This is a genomic window from Pseudomonas sp. NPDC087185, from assembly GCF_044744955.1.
Taxonomy (GTDB): domain Bacteria; phylum Pseudomonadota; class Gammaproteobacteria; order Pseudomonadales; family Pseudomonadaceae; genus Aquipseudomonas.
Map to the genome: position 1 here is coordinate 543,653 of NZ_JBIUZK010000003.1, position 20,581 is coordinate 564,233.

Genomic DNA, 20,581 nt, shown 5'->3' on the forward strand with positions numbered 1-20,581 from the left:
TGTGTTTGCCGCACATACTCAAGGGCCTACTCCCCGCGCGGTGCTCACCATGAACCGCAGCCTTTTGCTTGCCGCCCTGCTGCTCTGCACCTGCGCACAGGCTGCCGACGACTGGAACCTTGCCTACGACCGCGAAGGCATCCGCGTGTACCTGCGCGCAGCTGGCGACTCGCCGTACCAGCAGTTCCGTGGCGTCAGCACCATGAACGCCAGCATGCGAACGCTCACCGACCTGCAGGAGAACCTGCGCGTGGCCTGCAAATGGCTGTACGCCTGCGAGCAGATGCGCCTGCTGGACGTCGACGGCGACAGCACGTGGGTCTACCTGACCACCAACCTGCCGTGGCCGACATTGCCACGGGACATCATCCTCAAGGTCACCAGCGAGCGCCTGGACGACGGTACCCTGGTGCGGCATTTGAGCGCCGACCCGGGAAGGCTGCCAGAGCAGCCGGGGCTGATCCGTGTGCAGCGTTTGAGTGGCGAGTGGATCATGAAACCCTTGGGCGAGCGTGAGACCGAAGTGACCTACCAGCTGCAGGCCGACCCAGCGGGCGATGTGCCGGGGTGGCTGGCGAACCGCTTTGTGGTCGATGCGCCGGTGGTGACGTTGAGGACGCTTCGGGCCGTGGCCGAGCGGCAGCCTTGAGCGTCATCTGGCAAGCAGCATAAAATTACTTACTTGCATTTAATTCAACAAATACAATGAATGTAAAACATAATTAACATAGAACTAAAAAGCCTTTCACAACCGGTTAAAAGACCATTAGGTTCTGTAAACCGACCCCGACATGGCGGAGGCAAATGGATTTGTGCCAACCGCCGTCGGGCCCGCCATGCGTCCGCTCGCCCTGTTGCGCACATCCGAAACCTGACTGCTCGGAGACCGCAACATGGGATTGTCCCGCAGAGACCTGATTACCCGCCTCGCAGCCCTCGGTGGCTACACCGCCGCCATGGGTGCCTTTGGCCAGAACGCCCTGGCCGCCACCTTCGAACCCCTGAAACTGGCTGCCAACGGCGGCAACGGCAAGCGTGTGGTCATCGTCGGCGCCGGTATTTCCGGCCTGGTATCGGCCTACGAGCTGCGCAAGGCCGGTTTCACCGTCAAGGTACTCGAAGCCCGCGAGCGCGTCGGCGGCCGGGTGTGGACCTTGCGCAACGGAGACCGCATCGAACACAACGATGGTAGCCGGCAGACCGTCGAGTTCGACCCGGGCCTGTTCTTCAATGCTGGCGCCGCGCGCCTGGCCAGCCACCACCTGACCATCCTCGGCTACTGCCGTGAGCTGGGCGTCGAGCTGCAGGTGCTGGTCAACAGCAGCCGCAACGCCCTCGCCCAGCCCGATCTGAGCCGGCCACCGCTGCTGCTGCGCCAGGCGGTCAACGATACCCGCGGCCATTTCAGTGAACTGCTGGCGCGCAGCGTCAGCCGCAACAGCCTCGACCAGGAGCTCAGCGCCCCACAGCGCAAGGCGTTGCTGGACTTCCTCAAGGTCTATGGCGACCTCGACACCCAGCAGCAGTACCGCGGTTCGGTACGCGCAGGCTACTCCCGGTTTGCCGGTGCCGGTGACCAGACACCCATCCAGCGCCAGCCAGTGCCGCTGGAGCAGCTGCTGGACAACAACCTGCTGCTGCCGCTGGTGTTCGATGAGATCCCGGAGTTTTCCTCGACCATGTTCCAGCCGGTCGGCGGCATGGACCAGATACCCAAGGCGTTCTATCGCCAGGTCAAGGACAGCGTGCAGCTAGGTGCGGAAGTGCTCAGCGTGCAGACCGGCGACAGCGCCAGCAAGGTGGTGTGGCGCGACCGCAGCAGCGGCCAGCAGCACGTGGAAACCGCCGACTACGCCATCGTCACCCTGCCCCTGCCGCTGCTGGCGCGGCTGGACACCAACTTCAGTGCCGAATACCGCAAGGCCATCGGCCTGGCCCAGGGCGACAAGGCCAACAAGGTGGCCTGGCAGTCGCCGCGCTTCTGGGAGACCGACTTCCAGATCTACGGCGGGCTCTCCTACATCAACCACGAAGCCCGCACGCTGTGGTACCCCAGCGATCGGCTCAACAGTGAACAGGGTGTGCTGGTGGCCACCTACAACACCGGCGATGTCGCCCAGCAGTTCGCCAACAAGGCCATCGACGCGCAGATCGCCTCCTCGCGCCAGGCGGTCGAGTCGCTGCACCCGGGCCACAGCCACAAGCTGGGCCGGCCACTGGCGGTGAACTGGTCGAAGGTCCCGTTCAGCGAGAGCCCGTGGATCGTCCACGACGAAGTCGCCCAGCCGGGCTACGACATCCTCAACCAACCCCAGGGCCGCACCTGGCTGGCCAGCGACGCCCTCGCCCATGGCGGTGTTGGCATCTGGCAGAACAGCGCCGCCGAGTCTGCCCGCCGGGTGGTCGGCCTGATCGCCCGCCACGCCAGCCAAGCCACCCGCGGCGTGGCCGCCTGACCCACAAGGAAAACCGCCATGCCACGCCTCTCCCTGATTGCCGGAGCCCTCATGTCGCTGACCCTCACTGCCCAGGCCGACAGCATCAAGCGCATCGACCCACCAGGCTCGAACTTCCCCATCTCGCAACTGGTGACCGTGCCGGCCGGCAGCCACCTGACCTTCGTCAGCGGCACGCTGCCCGATGTCGCCGACGCCCAGGCGGCCAAAGGCAGCATCGCGGCCTACGGCAATACCGAAACCCAGACCCGTTCGGTGCTCGGCAAATTGCGCACGGCGCTGCGCAGCCAGGGCCTGGACCTGGGCGATATCGTCCAGTTGCGGGTGTTCCTGGTCGGTGACCCGGCCAACGGCGGCCACCTCGATTTCGCCGGCCTGCAAGCGGCCTACACCGAGTTCTTCGCCACCGCCGAACAACCGCGCAAACCGACCCGCACAGCCATTCAGGTGGTGGCCCTGCCACTGCCCGGCGCCCTGGTGGAAATCGAAGCGATCGCGGCGAAGGCGCCCTGAGTGCGCCACACCGCCTGACAAGGAATTTCATGCATGAAGCACGCTTTGACCTCTGCCTCGCTGCTCCCCGTTGCGCTGTGCGCCGGGCTCAATACGCCCAACGCCCTGGCGGACCAACCCGCTGCCTCGGCGTTGGGCACAGTGATCGTCACCGGCAACCGCAGCTCGGAAAAACGCACCGTCACCACCAGCCCCGTGCCGATCGACGTGATCAGCGCCAAGCAACTGCAAGAAAGCGGCAAACCCGGCCTGATGGAAGCCCTCAGCGCCAGCGTGCCGTCGCTGACCCTGCCGGAAAAGACCGGCTGGGACGCCAGCGGCATGGCCCGCGCGCCCAACCTGCGCGGGCTCAACGCCGCCCAGGTGCTGGTGCTGGTCAATGGTAAACGGCGCCATACCAGTGCCACCCTGAACATCAGCGGCATCAACGCCGGCGCCGCGCCCAGCGACCTGGACCTGATCCCCCTCAGCGCCATCGACCACGTCGAAGTGCTGCGTGACGGCGCCGCCGCCCAGTATGGCTCCGACGCCATCGCCGGGGTGATCAACGTGATCCTCAAGGCCGACGCCAGCGGCACGGCCGTGACCCAGGCCGGGCAAGGCTACGACGGCAAGAAACAGACCGTGCAGCAAAGCCTGAACAAGGGCTTCGAGATCGGCCGCGACGGCATCCTGCAGCTCGCACTGGATGCGCGCAGCCAGAACGACGACAACAAGGCCAGCGCCAACGGCTACAGCCAGGCCGAAGCGCTCGACCGCGCCGGCAAGGTCACCTACGGCGGCTATGGCACGCCGAAGATCAACCTGCTGACCCTGGGCTACAACGCCGAACTGCCGGTCAGCGACGACCTGACCCTGTACTCGTTCAGCACCTGGTCCTACCGCAAGGCCGAGCAGGGCCAGAACTTTCGCCTGCCGACCATCGTCAACACCATCACCACAGGCCCCAATGGCTACCCGTCGGGTTACACCCCCACCTGGTACATCGAGGAGCACGACTACCAGGCTGCCTTCGGCGCGCGCGGGCTGGTCGGTGAGTGGGACTGGGACGTGTCCAGCACCTACGGGCGCAACGAGGCCGAACAAGGTACCTGGAACAACCAGAACCCGTCGCTGGGCGAGGCCACGCCGAACCATTTCGAATCCGGTACCTGGATTTCCTCGCAACTGACCAGCAACCTCGACCTGCGGCGCAGTTTCGAGGTGGGCCTGGCCAAGCCACTGGACGTGTCCTGGGGCCTTGAGCAGCGCCGCGATACCTACCAGGTCAAGGCCGGCGACTGGGCCAGCTGGGCCGACGGTGGCTATTGCATCACCCCCGACAACTGCGCCGCCTCCGGCGCCCAGGTTACCAACGGCATTTCGCCGGCCGAGGCCACCAGCGCCAGCCGCAACAGCTACGCCGGTTACCTGGATGTCGGTTTCAACCCGTTGCCGCAGTGGTACTGGGGCGCGGCGCTGCGTTATGAGCATTACGACCGCGGCATCGGCGCCACCCGCAGCGGCAAGCTGACCACCCGCTACGAGCTCACGCCAGAGCTGGCCGTACGGGCCACGGTCAGCAACGGGTTCCGTGCGCCGTCGCTGGCCAACAGCCTGTTCAGCGCACGCTCCACCACCTATGGCGTGGTCAATGGGGTGTACCAGTCGATCAATTACGGCGTGCTGCCCGTCGATTCGGCGGCGGCCCAGGCGCTGGGCGCCGAAGCGCTGAAGCCGGAAAAGTCCGCCAACTACAGCGTTGGCCTGGCCTGGCAACCCAGCGAACGCCTGGCCTTCACCGCCGATGCCTACCTGATCAACGTGCGCGACCGCATCACCCTGACCGGCACGCTGCTGGGGCCAGAGGTGACGCAGACGCTGCTGGCCAACGGCATCGACTCCACCGCCGGTGGCCAGTACTTCACCAACGGTGCGAATACCCGCACCAAAGGCCTGGACCTGGTCAGCAGCTATGACCAGGACCTGGGTGGCGCCGGGGCGGTGAAATGGACGGCGGCGTTCAACTGGAACGACACCGAAATCCTCGATTACAAAGAGAGCGTGAACATCCTCGGCACCTCGTATGAGCTGATGAACCGCCAGGCACGCAACCTGCTGACCGATGTGCAGCCGCACACCAAGCTGATCCTTGGCGCCAACTGGCGGCTGGACCGTTACCGGGTGAACCTGGGGCTGACCCGCTACGGCTCGTGGCGTGAGGTGAACGCGGCCAATGACCGCTCGCTGGACCGCGAGTACAAGGCGCGCTGGATTACCGACCTGGACGTGGGCTATCAGCTGACCAAGGACCTGGAGCTGGCGATCGGTGCACGCAATCTGTTCGATGTGTATCCCGAGCGGCAGGCGCCGAGCAGCAAGACCATGGTCAAGGGGTATGGGGTGTATTCGCCGTATGGGTTTACCGGCGGGTATTACTTTGGGCGGGTGACCTACAACTTCTGAGGGGGCTGGTTCTTAGGCTCTGTACGAAACGCCTTGGTACTCGGTGATGCTGCGTTGAAAACAGCCTCGGAATGCTCATTTACAACCCGTAAAGTCGAGCGCGGCTTCGACCGTTTCTTCGGCTGTTTTCGCCTTGCCTGACCTTCGTCTCAAGGCTTTTCATACAGAGCCTAGGCCATGTGCGGCGGGCCATTCTCCAGCTGGGCGAATCGCCCATTCTGAATCCTGCCCCGCACACACCTGGACAGCAAACTCCGCTCGACGTCTCAGACAACGATGTAGCTAAGGTTCTTGGATGACAGGAAGTGGTTGTAGACGTTATGGCGGGCATCGTCGAGCTCGCCAGCGTTGATGATCTCAACCCCTTCGCTGATGCTGACCAGGATCCCTTTGTCCCCCAGCAGCAAGTTATCCCACTGTTCGGGATGGACGCACACCAGGATGGAGTCGCATTGAGCAACCGCAGTGTTCAAATCATCGTATGACTGCACCTCGCCGAGTTTCAGCAACTGCGACGAGGCGAAGTGGGTCACCACGCAAGCCGGTTCACGGATGTGCTCGGCGTAGCGAGACAGCGGCATGTCGGGTGCGGTGATAATCAATTGGGTCATGGGCAGTTCTCAGTAGGTCACGCCAACATAGGGCACGGCAGCATTGGCAGGGTGATGACGCGAAAGGTCGCTGGTCCCGTAAAGTCGAACCATCCAACGGTCGAGGCCGTTGTACCGCGCCAGGAATTTCTGCCGCGAGTGCAAGGTGCGCTGGTTCTTGAAGATCAACATCTCGCCGGGTGCCAATTGCAGGCGATGGTAATTGGGGACCTGGCGTGTCGCTTTCATGAAGGCCGTCAAGGCGAGTAACGCCGGATAGTCGACCGGGATCACCGTGTCCATGTCCGTGCGGTTGTAATACCTGCCGTCACGCTGCGCCAGCACCGGGAAAGGCCCTTGAAGTTCCTCGCCACCAAAGGATGAAGGCATGCGGAAGTAATACGCCGGCTGACGCAATGCTCTCCTTGCAGTACTAAACGGCAACGCAAAACACGAGACGGATTGATAGAGCTGGCAGCAATTGCTGGACCCGGCAAAGGGCGCCTTGAGCGTCAGGCATCGAATAACCGTGAACCGCTTTTCTCTTTCCAGTAACGGTATCGCCCACAGCGCCAGGGCTTTGTAGCTACCTGTGGGCCACCCATCACCTATTTTTATAAGGCGTAGCTTATGCAGTTACGAACGCGTTGCTAGCCCGTGCTGGGCATTGCGCACTACCGCTGCGAGCCGCTTCAGGCCTTCGTCGAGCCGGGCGGGGTCAATGTGGCTGAAGTTCAGACGCATGTAACCTGGATGATTGTCAGGGTCTGGGAAGAACGGCTCACCTGGCATGAACGCCACGTCCGCTGCAAGCGCTGCCTCGAGCAGCGTACGAGTATCCAAGGGTTGCTTCAGTGTCAGCCAGAAAAACAGCCCACCCTGCGGCACGTTCCACTCAGCCAGATCAGAAAAATGCGTTTCCAACGCGATCTGAAATGCGTTGCGACGCCTCTGGTAGAAATCCCGCAGCTTGGCCAAGTGCTGTTGAAGCCGCTCAGTACCGATCCATTGCAACGCTTGCCACTGCCCCACGCGATTGGTGTGCAGGTCGGCCGACTGCTTGAGCCGCAGCAAATGCGGAAACAGATCGGGGCTGGCAATCAAGTAACCGACTCGCAACCCCGGCAACAGCGTTTTCGATACAGTGCCGGTGTAGATCCAACTGGCTTTTTTCAAGCGGCTGACAATCGGCGTGGCGCTGCCGCTGTCGAAGGTCAGGTCGCGGTAGGGCTCATCCTCGATCAACGTCACGCCAAACTCATCCAGCAAATCCGCCACGGCGTTGCGTTTGGCCTCGCTGTAGCGAACGGCCGACGGGTTCTGAAAGGTCGGGATCAAGTAGATGAATGCCGGGCGATGTTTTTCCAGCCGGGAGCGCAATGCCTCCAGGTCAGGCCCGTCGGCGGCCAGTGGAACGGTGATGCACTCAGCGCCAAACAGCTGGAAAATCTGCAAGGCCGCCAAGTAGGTTGGCGCTTCCAGCAGCACCTCAGTGCCCTTGTCGATATAGAGTTTTGCAGCCAGATCCAGCGTTTGCTGGGACCCACTGACCACCAGTACCTGGCTTGCCTCGCAGGGCACACCCAGCGCTCGCGCTTCGGCGGCCAGCGCTTCACGCAAGGCGGGTTCACCCTCACTTACGCCGTATTGGCCCATCAAGGTCGGCATTTGCGCCCACTCGACTTCCGGCAGCATGACCTCGGCCGGGAGGCCGCCAGCGAACGACATCACTTCCGGACGCTGGGCAGCGGCAAGGATTTCACGGATCAAGGAACCTTTGAGGCGCGACACACGTTCGGAAAAGGCCAAGGAGGTCACCGCTAGCAAGGATTATTAGAATTAGTCAAACTGCTTGACCGAAACTACGACGACTTGAACGGATATGTCAACATGATTGACCTTAAAGATCGCGAGTCCCAGCAGCAGGCGATGGAAGCGTTTTTTTTCGGCTATCGCGCCTTTACTGCCAAGACGGACGCCATGCTTGAGCGCCGCGGACTGAGTCGAGTACACCAACGCATTTTGTTTTTTATCTCTCGCTACCCGAACCTGAGCGTCAAGGAATTGCTCGCCTTGCTTGGCGTGACCAAGCAAGCGCTGAGCATGCCGCTGCGCCAGATCGTGGAGATGCGCCTGGTCAACAGCGTGGAGTCGCAGAGCGACAAGCGTAAACGGTTGCTCGAACTGACGGATGCGGGGGCCCGCTTCGAGCAGTCCCTGCGGCGCGAGCAAGTGAAATTGCTGGAACGTGTGTTCGCCGAGGCCGGAGAGGCCACCGTGGAGGGTTGGCTTGCGGTCAATCTCGCCCTGGGAAAAACCGCATGCCTGGCAGAGAAGGATTAGGCCCTTGTCTGATCCAGAACCGCCGCCGTGCGGCACGTTTCATGGCAGCCGCAACCCCAGGCTGTCGCGCAAGGTGCGCCCTTCGTACTCGGTGCGATACACCCCGCGCGCCTGCAGCAACGGCACGACTTCTTCGGTAAAGCGCCGGAACTGCCCTGGGTGGCCGATGTAGATGTTGTACCCGTCCAACGCCCGCGCCTCGAACCATTCGGCCATTTTCGCTGCCACGGTTTCGGCCGAGCCTACAAATGCCCCCGGCCGCAACTGCCGGCCGAATTCCACTGCCTGACGCAAAGTGAAGCCCTTCTCCCGGGCCTGGTCGGCAATGCGCTTGGCATTGGTGAAGAAGCTGCTGCGCGCATACTCCAGGCTCTGTTGAGGGAACGGTGCATCCAGCTCGTACTGGCTGAAATCATGCCAGCCGAAGTTGCGCCCGAACTCCTTGAGCGCCAGTTCGAAGCTATGGTCCTGCTGGTGGTAATGGCGCTCGATCTCCCGGGCATGCGCGTCCGTGTCACCGACGTAGATCTCCGCCCCCGGCAGTACCAGCAACTGCTCCGGGTCACGGCCCAGGCGCCGGGCCCGTTCCTTGACGTCACGGTAAAACGCCTGGCCCTGCTCGATGCTCGCGGCATGGGTAAAGATCACGTCCGCCGTGGCGGCGCCCAGCTCGCGCCCCTGCTGGGAATCCCCTGCCTGGAAGATCACCGGCTGGCCCTGGGGCGAGCGCTGGATGTTCAGCGGCCCCACCACCGAGAAGTGTTCACCCTTGTGGTTCAGGGCGTGCAGCTTCGAGGCATCGAGGAACTGCCCGGTGGCCCGGTCGCGCGGGAATGCACCGTCCTCGTAGGAGTGCCACAGGCCTTGCACCACCTGCACATGCTCCTGGGCGCGGGCGTAGCGGGTGTCGTAGTCGTAATGCTCATCGCGACCATAGTTGCCGGCGGTACCGGCATCGCCGCTGGTGACCACATTCCAGCCGGCGCGGCCTTTGCTGATCAGGTCCAGCGAGGCCAGCCGGCGGGCGACGTTGTAAGGCTCGTTATAGGACGTGGTCAGGGTGCCGACCAGGCCGATGTGGCGCGTGGAAACTGCCAGCGCCGACAACAGCGTCAGCGGTTCCAGCCGGTTGAGGTAATGGGACGGCGAGCCGGGCGTGATGTACTGGCTGTCGACGATGAACATCAGGTCGAACAGCGCGGCCTCGGCCTGGCGGGCGATGTCGATGTACCAGTCGATATTGACACTGGCGTCGGCAGGCAGCTCCGGGTCCAGCCACAGGTTGTGCCGGCCTGGGCCGCCGCAGCCCATGGTCAGGGCACCGAGTTTGATCTTGCGGGTGGTCATGGGGAACTCCTTGAATAGGCTTGGCCTGTGCCGGCAGGATCAGTGCTCGCCGGCCAACGCGGCGGCAAACGAGGTGTCGAACAGGGTCGCTGCCGGGTAGGCCTTGATCAGCCCGAGCCCGGCGAAAAAGTCCACGGTCTTCTGCGCATCGACGATCACCTGCGGGTTGAGCGGCGCCACATCGGTGCGCGCGCGGGCGAACCACACGCGGGCGATGTCACGGTCAGCGCGGGTGCGCTTGGCCCAGGCGTCAGCGTAGGCCTCAGTGTTGGCGGGGTTATTCAGGGTCCAGTCGCGGGCCTTCTTCAGGCGCTGCAGGAAGTCGTTGATCTGCGCGCGTTTGGCCTCCACCGACTGGGCGTTGGCGACCACGAAGCTCTGCGCCGGGATCAGCCCTTCGGCCGTGGCCAGCACGCGTGCGCCCTGGCGTTCCTGCTGGGTCACGTAGGGTTCCCAGGTGGCGATCACGTCCACCGAGCCGCCGTCCAGCGCATGCGAGGCGTCCAGCGCACTCAGGTAACGCAGCTCCAGCGCGTCGCGGGGCACGCCCGCTTTGTCCAGGGCGCTGAACAACAGCTGCTGGCTCCAGGAGCCCTTCCAGAGTGCTGCACGCTTGCCCCGCAGGTCTTCCAGGCTGTGGATGTTGGAATCTTTGCGCGCCAGGATGGCCACGCCATCGAGGTTCTGTCGGCTGACGGCGATCACCTTGATCGGTGCGCCCAGCGCGCCGAGGAACAGCGGCGGCGCGTCGCCCAGCAGGCCGATGTCAAGGCTGCCGACGTTCAGCGCTTCGGCCACCGGCGAGCCTGCGGTGAATTGCTTCCATTCCAGGGTATAAGGCAGGCCGTCGAGCACGCCGGCCGCCTCCATCACCGCGCGGGCGTTGTAGCTCTGGTCACCGACCACCAGGGTTTGCGCCGCGGCGGCCAGGCTCAGGGAGGTGGCCAGCACGCCGGCCGCCAGTTGCTTGAGGTATCGCACGTTCATCTCCAGATGCCCTTGGGGCATGACAGGCCGATCCGCACGCACGGTCTCGTCGCTCGTTTATGTTTTTTGGGTCTAAATAACCGAATGCTTATAATTTATAGGCTTGATACGATGCTGTGAAATGCGCTTTAGGCATAACCTAATGCCTTCGACATGCGCCGATTTCAAAACATAATGGCTCGTCTGTAAATAAATTCTTTGCATATTAGCTTATGCATAATTTGAATTTTGAGAATATTCAAAGGCTTTGCTAGGGTTACCTGAAACCGTCAGCCGAGCCCGAACCATGAGCCAACCCCTGCGCCATGAGCGCCTGCGCCACTTCATCGGCGCCCTTTGCGAGTTGATTGACCGGGATGCCGACGAAGCCACCCTGCTCGATCACGGCCAAGGCCTGCTGCGCAGCCTGGTCTCCCATGACGACTGGTTGCCCGACGAATTGGCCCAACCGGACCCGAGCCGCTACCAGCAGTACCTGCTGCACTGCGATTCGCGCCAGCGTTTTTCGGTGGTCAGCTTTGTCTGGGGGCCTGGGCAACAGACGCCGATCCACGACCATCGCGTCTGGGGCCTGATCGGCATGCTGCGCGGCGCCGAGTATTCGCAAGGCTTCGCCCGCACCGAGCACGGCGTCCTGGTACCCGCTGGCGCTCCCGTGCGCATCGACCCCGGGCATGTGGAGGCGGTGTCGCCGCGCATTGGCGACATCCACCAGGTCAGCAATGCCTTCGCCGACCAGGTATCGATCAGCATCCATGTCTACGGCGCCAACATCGGCGCGGTCAACCGGGCGGTGTACCTGCCCGATGGCAGCGAGAAGCCGTTCATCTCCGGTTATTCCAATACCCGTTTGCCCAACATCTGGGACCTGTCCAAAGAGAACCCTGCCCCATGAGCACTGCCATCACGCGCACTTTCCACGACATTCGCCGGGCCTTGCTGGCCCGCGAGGAGCTGGCCCTGATCGATGTCCGCGAAGAGGACCCGTTCGCCCAGGAGCATCCGCTGTTCGCCGCCAACATCCCGCTGTCGAAACTCGAACTTGAGGTGTATGCCCGCGTGCCACGGCGCGATACGGCCATCACCGTGTATGACGATGGCGAAGGCCTGGCGGCGGTGGCGGCTGAGCGTTTGTTAAGCCTGGGCTACAGCAATGTGGCACTGCTAGAAGGTGGCCTGGCCGGCTGGCGCAGCGCGGGCGGCGAGCTGTTTCGCGACGTCAACGTGCCGAGCAAGGCGTTTGGCGAACTGGTCGAAAGCGTGCGCCACACGCCATCCCTGGCGGCCGAGCAGGTCCAGGCGCTGCTCGATGCCAAGGCTGATGTGGTGGTGCTCGATGCGCGGCGCTTCGACGAGTACCAGACCATGAGCATCCCCGGTGGCATCAGCGTGCCCGGCGCCGAACTGGTGTTGCGGGTAGCGGAACTGGCACCTGACCCGTCCACCCAGGTGATCGTCAACTGCGCTGGGCGCACCCGCAGCATCATCGGCACCCAGTCGCTGGTCAATGCCGGTATCCCCAACCCGGTGGCGGCCTTGCGCAACGGCACCATCGGCTGGACCCTGGCGGGCCAGCAACTGGCCCACGGGCAGGCCAAGCACTTCGAGGCCGTGACCGACACCACCCGCGCCAGCGCCGCCGAACGTGCACGCAAGGTGGCCGACCGGACCGGCGTGTTGCGTGTAAGCCGCGAAGCACTGGCGGCCTGGCAGGCCGACACGGGCCGCACCACCTACCTGTTCGATGTGCGTACCCCGGAGGAATACGCCAAGGGCCACGTGCCGGCCAGCCGTTCGGTACCCGGTGGGCAACTGGTGCAGGAGACCGACCATGTCGCCAGCGTGCGCGGCGCGCGCATTGCACTGGTGGACGACGACGGTGTGCGGGCCAACATGAGCGCTTCATGGCTGGCACAGATGGGCTGGCAAGTGGCGGTTGTGGATGGGCTGTCGGCTGCTGACTTCAACGAGCCCGGCGACTGGCAGGCGCCGCTGCCGGCCTTGGCGCAGGCGACAGAGATCGGCGTCGAGCAACTGCGCATCTGGCTGCAAGAACCCGGCACCGTGGTGCTGGACTTCACCGCCAGTGCCAACTACGTCAAACGCCATATTCCCGGGGCACACTGGGCAATTCGTGCGCAGCTGCCGCAAGTGCTGGAGCAACTGCCGGTGGCCGAGCGCTATGTGCTGACCTGTGGCAGCAGCCTGCTGGCGCGCTTTGCGGCCGTTGATTTGCAGGCACTGACGCAAACGCCGGTGTATCTGCTTGAGGGCGGTACGGCGCGATGGATTGCGGCGGGCGAGCCGTTGGAGAGTGGCGAGACGCACCTGGCTGTGGCGCGAACCGATCGCTATCGCCGCCCTTATGAAGGGACCGATAACCCCCGCGAGGCGATGCAGGGGTATCTGGACTGGGAGTTTGGATTGATTGCACAGCTGGAGCGCGATGGGACGCATGGGTTCCAGGTATTGAACTGATCTAGAAGGCCTGGCCCTACCGGCGGCTTGCCGGCGATAGGGTCAGCCCAGATCAAGCGCTGCTTCGCACCCGCCGCATCACCACGCCCACCAGCACCACATTGACCAACGCCAACAGGCACAGCGTCACCAGCACCCCCCTCGAGCCAAAGTGCTCGAACAGGTAGCCCCCCACCAGCGGCGTCAACGCCTGACCGATCAGCGAAGGCCGCGACATGCGCCCCATCAGCAGCACATATTGCGCCGGCGGCATCATCGCCAGCGGCAACAGCCCGCGCACGATCGCCCGCAAGCCATTGCCGCAACCGAACACCAACAGCCCCACCGCCGTGGCCGCCGGCACCAGCGTCACCAGCAGCAGGCCGACCAGCACCAGGCTCACCCAGGCCAGCGCCGTCCAGATCGGGTGGCGCTTGCCCGCCAGAATCTGCAGCACCCGCGACGCCACCTGGCTGGGGCCAAGCATCGCCGCCAGGCCGATCGCCACCGGCAGCGAATGCCCAAGGCCCTGGAGCACGGCCACCAGCTGCACGGCAATCGCCGTCATGATGATTGCACCAATGGCGAACATGCTGGTCAGCAGCCAGTAGAGCTGGCGGTCCACGCCGGGCGCAGTGTTGGTTTCCTGCGCCTTGCGCACCTCGAGCCGCCCGCCTGGCGGTAAAACCCGCCAATACAAAGGCGCCACCACCAGCAGCAGCACAACCGCATAGCACACGCAGGTCACGCGCCAACCCAGGTGTTCGATGGCCAGCGCCACGGTCGGCCAGGACAGGGTCGACGCAAAGCCGGCGATCAGGGTGATGCCGGTAATGGCTTTGCCTGCGCCCTCGCCATACAGCCCGCCGAGGGTGGCGAACAAGGCCTCGTACAGCCCCATGGCCATGCCCACCCCAATCACCGCCCAGGCCAGCAGGAACAGCGCCAGGCTGTGGCTGGCGGCCATGAACAGCAGGCCCACCGCCACCACCGCGCCACTGGCCGCCATCTGTGGGCGGCCGCCATAGCGGGCGACCAGGCGGCTGGACAATGGGGCAAACAGGGCCGAGACCATCAAGCTCAACGATAGCGCGCCGTATACCCATTGGCTGGGCCAGCCGGTGTCGCGGCTGATCGGGTCGGCCATTACCGCCATGAGGAAGAACGAACCGCCCCAGACCAGGATTTGCAATACGCCCAGGCAAACGATGCCAATGGGTCTGGGGAGTGGGTGGGTGCTGTTCACGGTAGGGCCTTAGGTCATATTGCGCAGTGTCAGTACCGCCCTTTCGCGGGGCAAGCTGCCACAGGAATCTTGCTGAGAACAGCATAGGACCTGTGTGCGGGCTTGCCCGCGAAGGGGCCGGTGCGGGCACCCTACCATGCCCATCATCGATGAAATATCCCGACATATCATTGCGCGTGATAATAACCTTCGCTGCGTTCGATTCGTGCGTCACGCGCAAGGCACTCACACTCCGCCCACTACTAATACATTGGCGGAGTTCTCCATGGACCACTCACTCAAACCCTTGCGCTTTCCCCTCGCTGCCCTGGCAGTGGTGGTGCTCAGCGCTTGCGGTCGAACCCCAGACGCCGTGCAGGCTCCCGCCGCGCCCAAAGTCACCGTGGCCAAGGTGATCGAGCAGCCGATCAACGAATGGGACGAGTTCACCGGCCGCCTCGAAGCGCCAGAAACCGTCGAAGTGCGCCCACGGGTGTCCGGCCAGATCGACCAGGTCGGCTTCACCGAAGGTGCCCAGGTCAAGAAAGGCGACCTGCTGTTCCAGATCGACCCGCGCCCATTCCAGGCCGAAGTGCGCCGCCTCGAAGCCCAACTGCAACAGGCCAAGGCCACCGCCATCCGCAGCGCCAACGAAGCCCGCCGCGGCGAACGCCTGCGTGACAGCAACGCCATCTCCGCCGAACTTGCCGAATCGCGCAGCAGCGCCGCCGCCGAAGCCCGCGCCGGGGTCGATGCGATCCAGGCCCAGCTCGACCTGGCCCGCCTGAACCTCAGCTTCACCCGCGTCACCGCGCCCATCAGCGGCCGCGTCAGCCGCGCCCAGTACACCGCCGGCAACATCGTCAGCGCCGATGTCACCCCGCTGACCAGCGTGGTTTCCACTGACAAGGTCTACGCCTACTTCGACGCCGACGAGCGCGTGTACCTCAAGTACACCCAGCTGGCGCGTGAAGGCCAGCGCGGCCAAGCCACCCCGGTGTACCTGGGCCTGACCAACGAAACCGGCAACCCGCACCTGGGCCAGATGAACTTCGTCGACAACCAGGTCAACCCGCGCACAGGCACCATCCGTGGCCGCGCCGTGTTCGACAACCGCGACGGCCAGTTCACCCCTGGCCTGTATGCGCGCCTGAAGCTGGTCGGCAGCGCCCAGTACGACGCCATGCTGATCAACGACGAAGCCGTGGGCACCGACCTTGGCAAGAAGTTCGTGCTGGTCATGGACAAGGACAACAAGGCCACCTACCGCGCCGTGGAACTGGGGCCGAAGCTTGAAGGCCTGCGCATCGTGCGCAGCGGCCTGGCCAAGGACGACCGCATCGTGGTCAAGGGCCTGCAGCGCGTACGCCCTGGCTCGCCCGTCACGCCGGAAGAAACCGCAATGGCCAGCGAACAGACCCTCGCCGCCCTCGCCCAGCAGCGCCAGGCCCTCGAGGCCAGCAACCCGGCGCAGAAGGTAGCGGGCTCCACTGAGAAAGTCGCCAGCGCCCAGGCGCCACGCGGTTAAGGGACCACACCGATGAACTTTTCGAAATTCTTCATTACCCGGCCGATCTTCGCCGCGGTGCTGTCGCTGGTGCTGCTGATCGCCGGTTCCATCTCGCTGTTCCAGCTGCCGATCAGCGAATACCCGGAAGTGGTACCGCCCACCGTGGTGGTGCGCGCCAACTTCCCCGGCGCCAACCCCAAGGTGATCGGTGAAACCGTTGCCGCACCGCTGGAGCAGGCCATCACCGGTGTCGAGAACATGCTGTACATGTCCTCGCAGTCCACCGCCGATGGCAAGCTGACCCTGACCATCACCTTCGCCCTGGGCACCGACCTGGACAACGCGCAGGTGCAGGTGCAGAACCGCGTCACCCGTACCCAGCCCAAGCTGCCGGAAGAAGTGACGCGTATCGGTATCACCGTCGACAAAGCCTCGCCCGACCTGACCATGGTCGTGCACCTGACCTCGCCGGACAACCGCTACGACATGCTCTATCTGTCCAACTACGCCATCCTCAACATCAAGGATGAGCTGGCGCGCCTGGGCGGCGTGGGCGATGTGCAGCTGTTCGGCATGGGCGACTACTCGCTGCGCGTGTGGCTGGACCCGAACAAAACCGCTTCGCGCAACCTCACCGCCAGTGACGTGGTCGCGGCCATTCGCGAGCAGAACCGCCAGGTGGCCGCCGGCCAGCTGGGCGCCCCGCCCGCCCCCGGCTCGACCAGCTTCCAGCTGTCGATCAATACCCAGGGTCGCCTGGTCAACGAGGAAGAGTTCGAGAACATCATCATCCGTGCCGGTGCCGATGGCGAAATCACGCGCCTGAAAGACATCGCCCGGGTCGAGTTGGGCTCTAGCCAGTACGCCCTGCGCTCGCTGCTGAACAACCAGCCGGCCGTGGCCATCCCGATCTTCCAGCGCCCAGGCTCCAACGCCATCGAGATCTCCGACGAAGTGCGGGCGAAAATGGCCGAGCTGAAGAAGGACTTCCCGGAAGGGATGGACTACAGCATCGTCTACGACCCAACCATCTTCGTGCGCGGCTCCATCGAAGCTGTCGTGCACACGCTGTTCGAAGCGCTGGTGCTGGTGGTGCTGGTGGTGATCCTGTTCCTGCAGACCTGGCGCGCTTCGATCATCCCGCTGCTGGCTGTGCCGGTGTCGCTGATCGGTACCTTTGCCGTGATGCACCTGTTCGGCTTCTCGCTCAACGCGCTGTCACTGTTCGGGCTGGTTCTGGCCATCGGTATCGTGGTGGACGACGCCATCGTCGTGGTGGAGAACGTCGAGCGTAATATCGGGCTGGGCCTGAAACCGCTGGAAGCCACGCAAAAGGCCATGAGCGAAGTGACCGGGCCGATCATCGCCACAGCGCTGGTGCTGTGCGCCGTGTTCGTACCTGCCGCGTTCATTTCCGGCTTGACCGGGCAGTTCTACAAGCAGTTCGCGCTGACCATCGCCATCTCCACCGTGATCTCGGCGTTCAACTCACTGACCCTGTCGCCAGCACTGGCTGCGGTGCTGCTGAAGGACCACCACGCACCCAGGGACCGATTCTCGCGGTTCCTCGACAAACTGCTGGGCAGCTGGCTGTTCGCCCCGTTCAACCGCTTCTTCGACCGTGCCAGCCACAGTTACGTCGGTGGCGTGCGCCGGGTCATCCGCTCCAGCGGCATCGCCCTGTTCGTCTATGCAGGCCTGATGGGCCTGACCTACCTGGGCTTTTCTTCAACGCCGACCGGTTTCGTACCGGCCCAGGACAAGCAGTACCTGGTGGCCTTCGCCCAGCTGCCGGACGCCGCGAGCCTTGACCGTACCGAGGCGGTGATCAAGCGCATGAGCGAAATTGCCTTGAAGCAACCAGGCGTTGCCGACTCGGTGGCCTTCCCGGGCCTGTCGATCAACGGTTTCACCAACAGCCCGAACAGCGGCATCGTGTTCACCCCGCTCAAGCCGTTCGATGAGCGCAAGGACCCGAGCCAGTCGGCTGCGGCCATCGCCGCCGCGCTGAATGCCCAATTTGCCGATATCCAAGATGCCTACATCGCGATCTTCCCACCGCCACCGGTACAGGGCCTGGGCACCATTGGCGGCTTCCGCCTGCAGATCGAGGACCGCGGTAACCTGGGCTACGAGGCGCTGTACAAGGAAACCCAGAACATCATCGCCAAGAGCCACAACGTGCCGGAACTGGCGGGCCTGTTCACCAGCTACCAAGTCAACGTACCGCAGGTCGATGCAGCCATCGACCGGGAAAAGGCCAAGACCCACGGCGTGGCGATCACCGACATCTTCGACACCCTGCAGGTCTACCTGGGCTCGCTGTACACCAACGACTTCAACCGCTTTGGCCGCACCTACCAGGTCAACGTCCAGGCCGAGCAGCAGTTCCGCCTCGATGCCGAACAGATCGGCCAGCTGAAGGTGCGCAACAACCTGGGCGAGATGATCCCGCTGGCGACCTTCCTCAAGGTCAGCGACACCTCCGGGCCCGACCGCGTGATGCACTACAACGGCTTCATCACCGCGGAAATCAACGGCGCGGCCGCTCCGGGCTACAGCTCCGGGCAGGCCGAGGCGGCCATCGAGAAGCTGCTGAAAGAGGAACTGCCCAACGGCATGACCTTCGAGTGGACCGACCTGACCTACCAGCAGATCCTCTCCGGCAATACCGCGCTGCTGGTGTTCCCGCTGTGCGTGCTGCTGGCGTTTCTGGTGCTGGCGGCCCAGTACGAAAGCTGGAGCTTGCCGTTGGCGGTGATCCTGATCGTGCCGATGACCCTGCTGTCGGCGATTACCGGGGTAATCGTCTCGGGGGGCGACAACAACATCTTCACCCAGATCGGTTTGATCGTACTGGTGGGCCTGGCGTGCAAGAACGCGATCCTGATCGTCGAGTTCGCCAAGGATGAACAGGCCAAGGGCCTCGACCCGCTGGCGGCGGTACTGGAAGCCTGCCGCCTGCGTCTGCGGCCGATCCTGATGACCTCGATCGCCTTCATCATGGGCGTGGTACCGCTGGTGTTCTCCTCCGGTGCTGGCTCGGAAATGCGCCATGCCATGGGTGTCGCGGTGTTCTCCGGGATGATCGGCGTGACCGTGTTCGGGCTGTTCCTGACCCCGGTGTTCTTCTTCCTGATCCGCCGTTTCGTCGAGCGTCGCCAGGCCCGCAAGGCCGAACGTGCTCAATCGCTGGAGAGCCATGCATGAACCTGCTCAAACCCCTGACCCCGAGCCTGCTGGCACTGGCCCTTGCGGCCTGTGCGGTAGGCCCGGACTACAAGGCGCCGGCCACTGAACCTGCGCATCTGGACAGCGCCGTGCAGACCAAGGCCTTCGACCGCAGCCGCTTCGAGAGCGTGTGGTGGAAACAGTTCGATGACCCGGTGCTGAACCAACTGGTGCAGGCCTCGCTGGACGGCAACCGCGACTTGCGCGTGGCCTTCGCCCGGCTCAAGTCGGCGCGGGCGATTCGCGACGATGCTGCCAACGACCAGTTACCGGTGGTCACCAGCCGCGCCAGCAGCGAAGTCGGCAAGGGCCAGGTGCCTGGCCAGACCGAGCAACGGGTCAACAGCGAACGTTACGACCTGGGCCTGGACATGGCCTGGGAGCTCGACCTGTTCGGCCGCATCCAGCGCCAGATCGAAGCCAGCGACGCCCAGGCCGACGCCGCCCAGGCCGACCTGCAGCAACTGCAGGTCAGCCTGATCGCCGAGCTGGTCGATGCCTACGGCCAACTGCGCGGCGCTCAATTGCGCGAGAACATCGCCGTGGCCAACCTCAAGACCCAGCAGGCGTCACGCACCATCACGGTGACCCTGCGTGACGCCGGGGTCGGCAACGAGCTCGACGTGGTGCGCGCCGATGCCCGCCTGGCTGGGGTCGAGGCCACCGTGCCGCAGCTGCAGGCCGTGCAGGCGCGGGCGCGTCACCGCATCGCCACCCTGCTCGGCCAAGGCCCGGACGCACTGAGCGTGGACCTTTCGCCCAAAGCCTTGCCGGCCATCGCCAAGGCCCTGCCGGTGGGCGACCCGGGTGAACTGCTGCGCCGCCGCCCGGACATCCGCAGCGCCGAACGCCAGCTGGCCGCAGCCACCGCCAATGTCGGCGTGGCCACTGCCGACCTGTTCCCACGGGTGAGCCTCAGCGGCTTCCTCGGCTTTACTGCCGCACGCGGTTCGCAGATCGGCTCGTCGGCGGCCAACGCCTGGGCACTGGGCCCAAGCATCACCTGGGCAGCATTCGACCTGGGCAGCGTGCGTGCCCGCCTGCGCGGCGCCAAGGCCGACGCCGAAGGTGCCCTGGCCAACTACGAGCAGCAGGTGTTGCTGGCCCTGGAAGAATCGGCCAACGCCTTCAGTGACTACGACAAGACCCAGCAGCGCCTGTTGTCGCTGATGCGCCAGAGCGATGCCAGCCGCAAGGCGGCAGAGCTGGCCTCGGTACGCTACCGCGAAGGCACGGTGGACTACCTGGTGCTGCTGGACGCCGAACGTGAGCGCCTGAGTGCCGAAGACGCCCAGGCACAGGGCGAAGTCGATCTGTACCGCGGCATCGTCTCGATCTACAAGGCCCTTGGCGGCGGCTGGCAGCCGGAAACGGTGGCCAGCGCGCACTGAGCAACGTTTTAGCACCGACTCCTTTGGTTGGACCCTCCCCCAACCGTTTGCCCCGCTGGCCTCGGCCTGCGGGGCTTTTTTATGCG

Annotated in this window: 16 protein-coding genes; 10 read left to right on the forward strand and 6 right to left on the reverse strand. The window is 64.2% G+C overall.

Annotation, left to right across the window (positions count from 1 at the left end; genetic code table 11):
• Positions 1-49: 49 nt before the first annotated feature.
• The 4 genes from ACIPIJ_RS12785 to ACIPIJ_RS12800 all read left to right on the forward strand — a co-directional run bounded on the left by ACIPIJ_RS12785 (position 50) and on the right by ACIPIJ_RS12800 (position 5,414).
• Entirely contained in the window at positions 50-649 is a 600-nt protein-coding gene (locus ACIPIJ_RS12785) for an START domain-containing protein (protein ID WP_401077008.1), read from the forward strand.
• A gap of 244 nt (positions 650-893) precedes the next feature.
• Positions 894-2,456 carry a flavin monoamine oxidase family protein gene (locus ACIPIJ_RS12790; protein ID WP_401077010.1) on the forward strand — a complete coding sequence of 521 codons (1,563 nt, stop codon included), beginning with the start codon at positions 894-896 and terminating at the stop codon, positions 2,454-2,456.
• Positions 2,457-2,474: 18 nt separating this feature from the next.
• Positions 2,475-2,969, forward strand: a complete 495-nt coding sequence (locus ACIPIJ_RS12795; protein WP_401077011.1) for a RidA family protein — start codon at positions 2,475-2,477, stop codon at positions 2,967-2,969.
• Between the two features lie 33 nt (positions 2,970-3,002).
• Entirely contained in the window at positions 3,003-5,414 is a 2,412-nt protein-coding gene (locus ACIPIJ_RS12800) for a TonB-dependent receptor plug domain-containing protein (RefSeq protein WP_401077012.1), read from the forward strand.
• 266 nt (positions 5,415-5,680) lie between these two features.
• Here ACIPIJ_RS12800 and ACIPIJ_RS12805 read toward each other — a convergent pair whose 3' ends face one another.
• The 3 genes from ACIPIJ_RS12805 to ACIPIJ_RS12815 all read right to left on the reverse strand — a co-directional run bounded on the left by ACIPIJ_RS12805 (position 5,681) and on the right by ACIPIJ_RS12815 (position 7,813).
• Complete coding sequence (locus tag ACIPIJ_RS12805; RefSeq protein ID WP_401077013.1) at positions 5,681-6,025, reverse strand: hypothetical protein; 345 nt, start codon at positions 6,023-6,025, stop codon at positions 5,681-5,683.
• A gap of 9 nt (positions 6,026-6,034) precedes the next feature.
• Positions 6,035-6,421 (reverse strand): TauD/TfdA family dioxygenase, encoded by a 387-nt coding sequence (locus tag ACIPIJ_RS12810; RefSeq protein WP_401077014.1) that lies wholly within the window; start codon positions 6,419-6,421, stop codon positions 6,035-6,037.
• A 219-nt stretch (positions 6,422-6,640) separates the two neighbouring features.
• Positions 6,641-7,813, reverse strand: a complete 1,173-nt coding sequence (locus tag ACIPIJ_RS12815) for a PLP-dependent aminotransferase family protein (RefSeq protein WP_401077016.1) — start codon at positions 7,811-7,813, stop codon at positions 6,641-6,643.
• An 81-nt stretch (positions 7,814-7,894) separates the two neighbouring features.
• Here ACIPIJ_RS12815 and ACIPIJ_RS12820 point away from each other — a divergent pair, with 81 nt between their 5' ends.
• Positions 7,895-8,347, forward strand: a complete 453-nt coding sequence (locus tag ACIPIJ_RS12820) for a MarR family winged helix-turn-helix transcriptional regulator (protein ID WP_401077018.1) — start codon at positions 7,895-7,897, stop codon at positions 8,345-8,347.
• Positions 8,348-8,386: 39 nt separating this feature from the next.
• On the opposite strand, the gene ACIPIJ_RS12825 is transcribed toward ACIPIJ_RS12820, so the two are convergent.
• Both ACIPIJ_RS12825 and ACIPIJ_RS12830 read right to left on the reverse strand, forming a co-directional pair.
• On the reverse strand, positions 8,387-9,694 hold the full coding sequence (locus tag ACIPIJ_RS12825; RefSeq protein ID WP_401077020.1) for an LLM class flavin-dependent oxidoreductase: 1,308 nt from the start codon (positions 9,692-9,694) through the stop codon (positions 8,387-8,389).
• A gap of 39 nt (positions 9,695-9,733) precedes the next feature.
• Positions 9,734-10,675 carry an ABC transporter substrate-binding protein gene (locus ACIPIJ_RS12830; RefSeq protein WP_401077566.1) on the reverse strand — a complete coding sequence of 314 codons (942 nt, stop codon included), beginning with the start codon at positions 10,673-10,675 and terminating at the stop codon, positions 9,734-9,736.
• A gap of 292 nt (positions 10,676-10,967) precedes the next feature.
• On the opposite strand from ACIPIJ_RS12830, the gene ACIPIJ_RS12835 reads away from it, so the two are divergent.
• Positions 10,968-11,576 carry a cysteine dioxygenase gene (locus tag ACIPIJ_RS12835; protein ID WP_401077022.1) on the forward strand — a complete coding sequence of 203 codons (609 nt, stop codon included), beginning with the start codon at positions 10,968-10,970 and terminating at the stop codon, positions 11,574-11,576.
• Positions 11,573-13,159, forward strand: coding sequence for a rhodanese-related sulfurtransferase (locus ACIPIJ_RS12840; RefSeq protein ID WP_401077024.1), 1,587 nt, complete (start codon positions 11,573-11,575; stop codon positions 13,157-13,159). The genes ACIPIJ_RS12835 and ACIPIJ_RS12840 overlap by 4 nt, the downstream gene beginning before the upstream one ends.
• Before the next feature lie 52 nt (positions 13,160-13,211).
• On the opposite strand, the gene ACIPIJ_RS12845 is transcribed toward ACIPIJ_RS12840, so the two are convergent.
• Entirely contained in the window at positions 13,212-14,384 is a 1,173-nt protein-coding gene (locus tag ACIPIJ_RS12845) for an MFS transporter (protein WP_401077026.1), read from the reverse strand.
• A gap of 265 nt (positions 14,385-14,649) precedes the next feature.
• Between ACIPIJ_RS12845 and mexE the strand changes: the two genes are divergently transcribed.
• Genes mexE through ACIPIJ_RS12860 form a run of 3 tightly spaced genes read left to right on the forward strand, consistent with a single transcriptional unit; the run spans position 14,650 to position 20,495 of the window.
• Complete coding sequence (gene mexE, locus ACIPIJ_RS12850) at positions 14,650-15,891, forward strand: multidrug efflux RND transporter periplasmic adaptor subunit MexE (protein WP_401077027.1); 1,242 nt, start codon at positions 14,650-14,652, stop codon at positions 15,889-15,891.
• A gap of 12 nt (positions 15,892-15,903) precedes the next feature.
• Complete coding sequence (locus ACIPIJ_RS12855) at positions 15,904-19,083, forward strand: efflux RND transporter permease subunit (RefSeq protein ID WP_401077028.1); 3,180 nt, start codon at positions 15,904-15,906, stop codon at positions 19,081-19,083.
• Positions 19,080-20,495 carry an efflux transporter outer membrane subunit gene (locus ACIPIJ_RS12860; protein WP_401077029.1) on the forward strand — a complete coding sequence of 472 codons (1,416 nt, stop codon included), beginning with the start codon at positions 19,080-19,082 and terminating at the stop codon, positions 20,493-20,495. The genes ACIPIJ_RS12855 and ACIPIJ_RS12860 overlap by 4 nt, the downstream gene beginning before the upstream one ends.
• The last annotated feature ends 86 nt before the right edge of the window (positions 20,496-20,581 follow it).

Coding starts and splice junctions, on each gene's coding strand:
- ACIPIJ_RS12840 (WP_401077024.1), top strand. CDS start 11,573: ATGAGCACTGCCATCACGCGCACTTTCCACGACATTCGCCGGGCCTTG.
- ACIPIJ_RS12820 (WP_401077018.1), top strand. CDS start 7,895: ATGATTGACCTTAAAGATCGCGAGTCCCAGCAGCAGGCGATGGAAGCG.
- ACIPIJ_RS12860 (WP_401077029.1), top strand. CDS start 19,080: ATGAACCTGCTCAAACCCCTGACCCCGAGCCTGCTGGCACTGGCCCTT.
- ACIPIJ_RS12800 (WP_401077012.1), top strand. CDS start 3,003: ATGAAGCACGCTTTGACCTCTGCCTCGCTGCTCCCCGTTGCGCTGTGC.
- mexE (WP_401077027.1), top strand. CDS start 14,650: ATGGACCACTCACTCAAACCCTTGCGCTTTCCCCTCGCTGCCCTGGCA.
- ACIPIJ_RS12805 (WP_401077013.1), bottom strand. CDS start 6,025: ATGACCCAATTGATTATCACCGCACCCGACATGCCGCTGTCTCGCTAC.
- ACIPIJ_RS12785 (WP_401077008.1), top strand. CDS start 50: ATGAACCGCAGCCTTTTGCTTGCCGCCCTGCTGCTCTGCACCTGCGCA.
- ACIPIJ_RS12855 (WP_401077028.1), top strand. CDS start 15,904: ATGAACTTTTCGAAATTCTTCATTACCCGGCCGATCTTCGCCGCGGTG.
- ACIPIJ_RS12790 (WP_401077010.1), top strand. CDS start 894: ATGGGATTGTCCCGCAGAGACCTGATTACCCGCCTCGCAGCCCTCGGT.
- ACIPIJ_RS12835 (WP_401077022.1), top strand. CDS start 10,968: ATGAGCCAACCCCTGCGCCATGAGCGCCTGCGCCACTTCATCGGCGCC.
- ACIPIJ_RS12825 (WP_401077020.1), bottom strand. CDS start 9,694: ATGACCACCCGCAAGATCAAACTCGGTGCCCTGACCATGGGCTGCGGC.
- ACIPIJ_RS12795 (WP_401077011.1), top strand. CDS start 2,475: ATGCCACGCCTCTCCCTGATTGCCGGAGCCCTCATGTCGCTGACCCTC.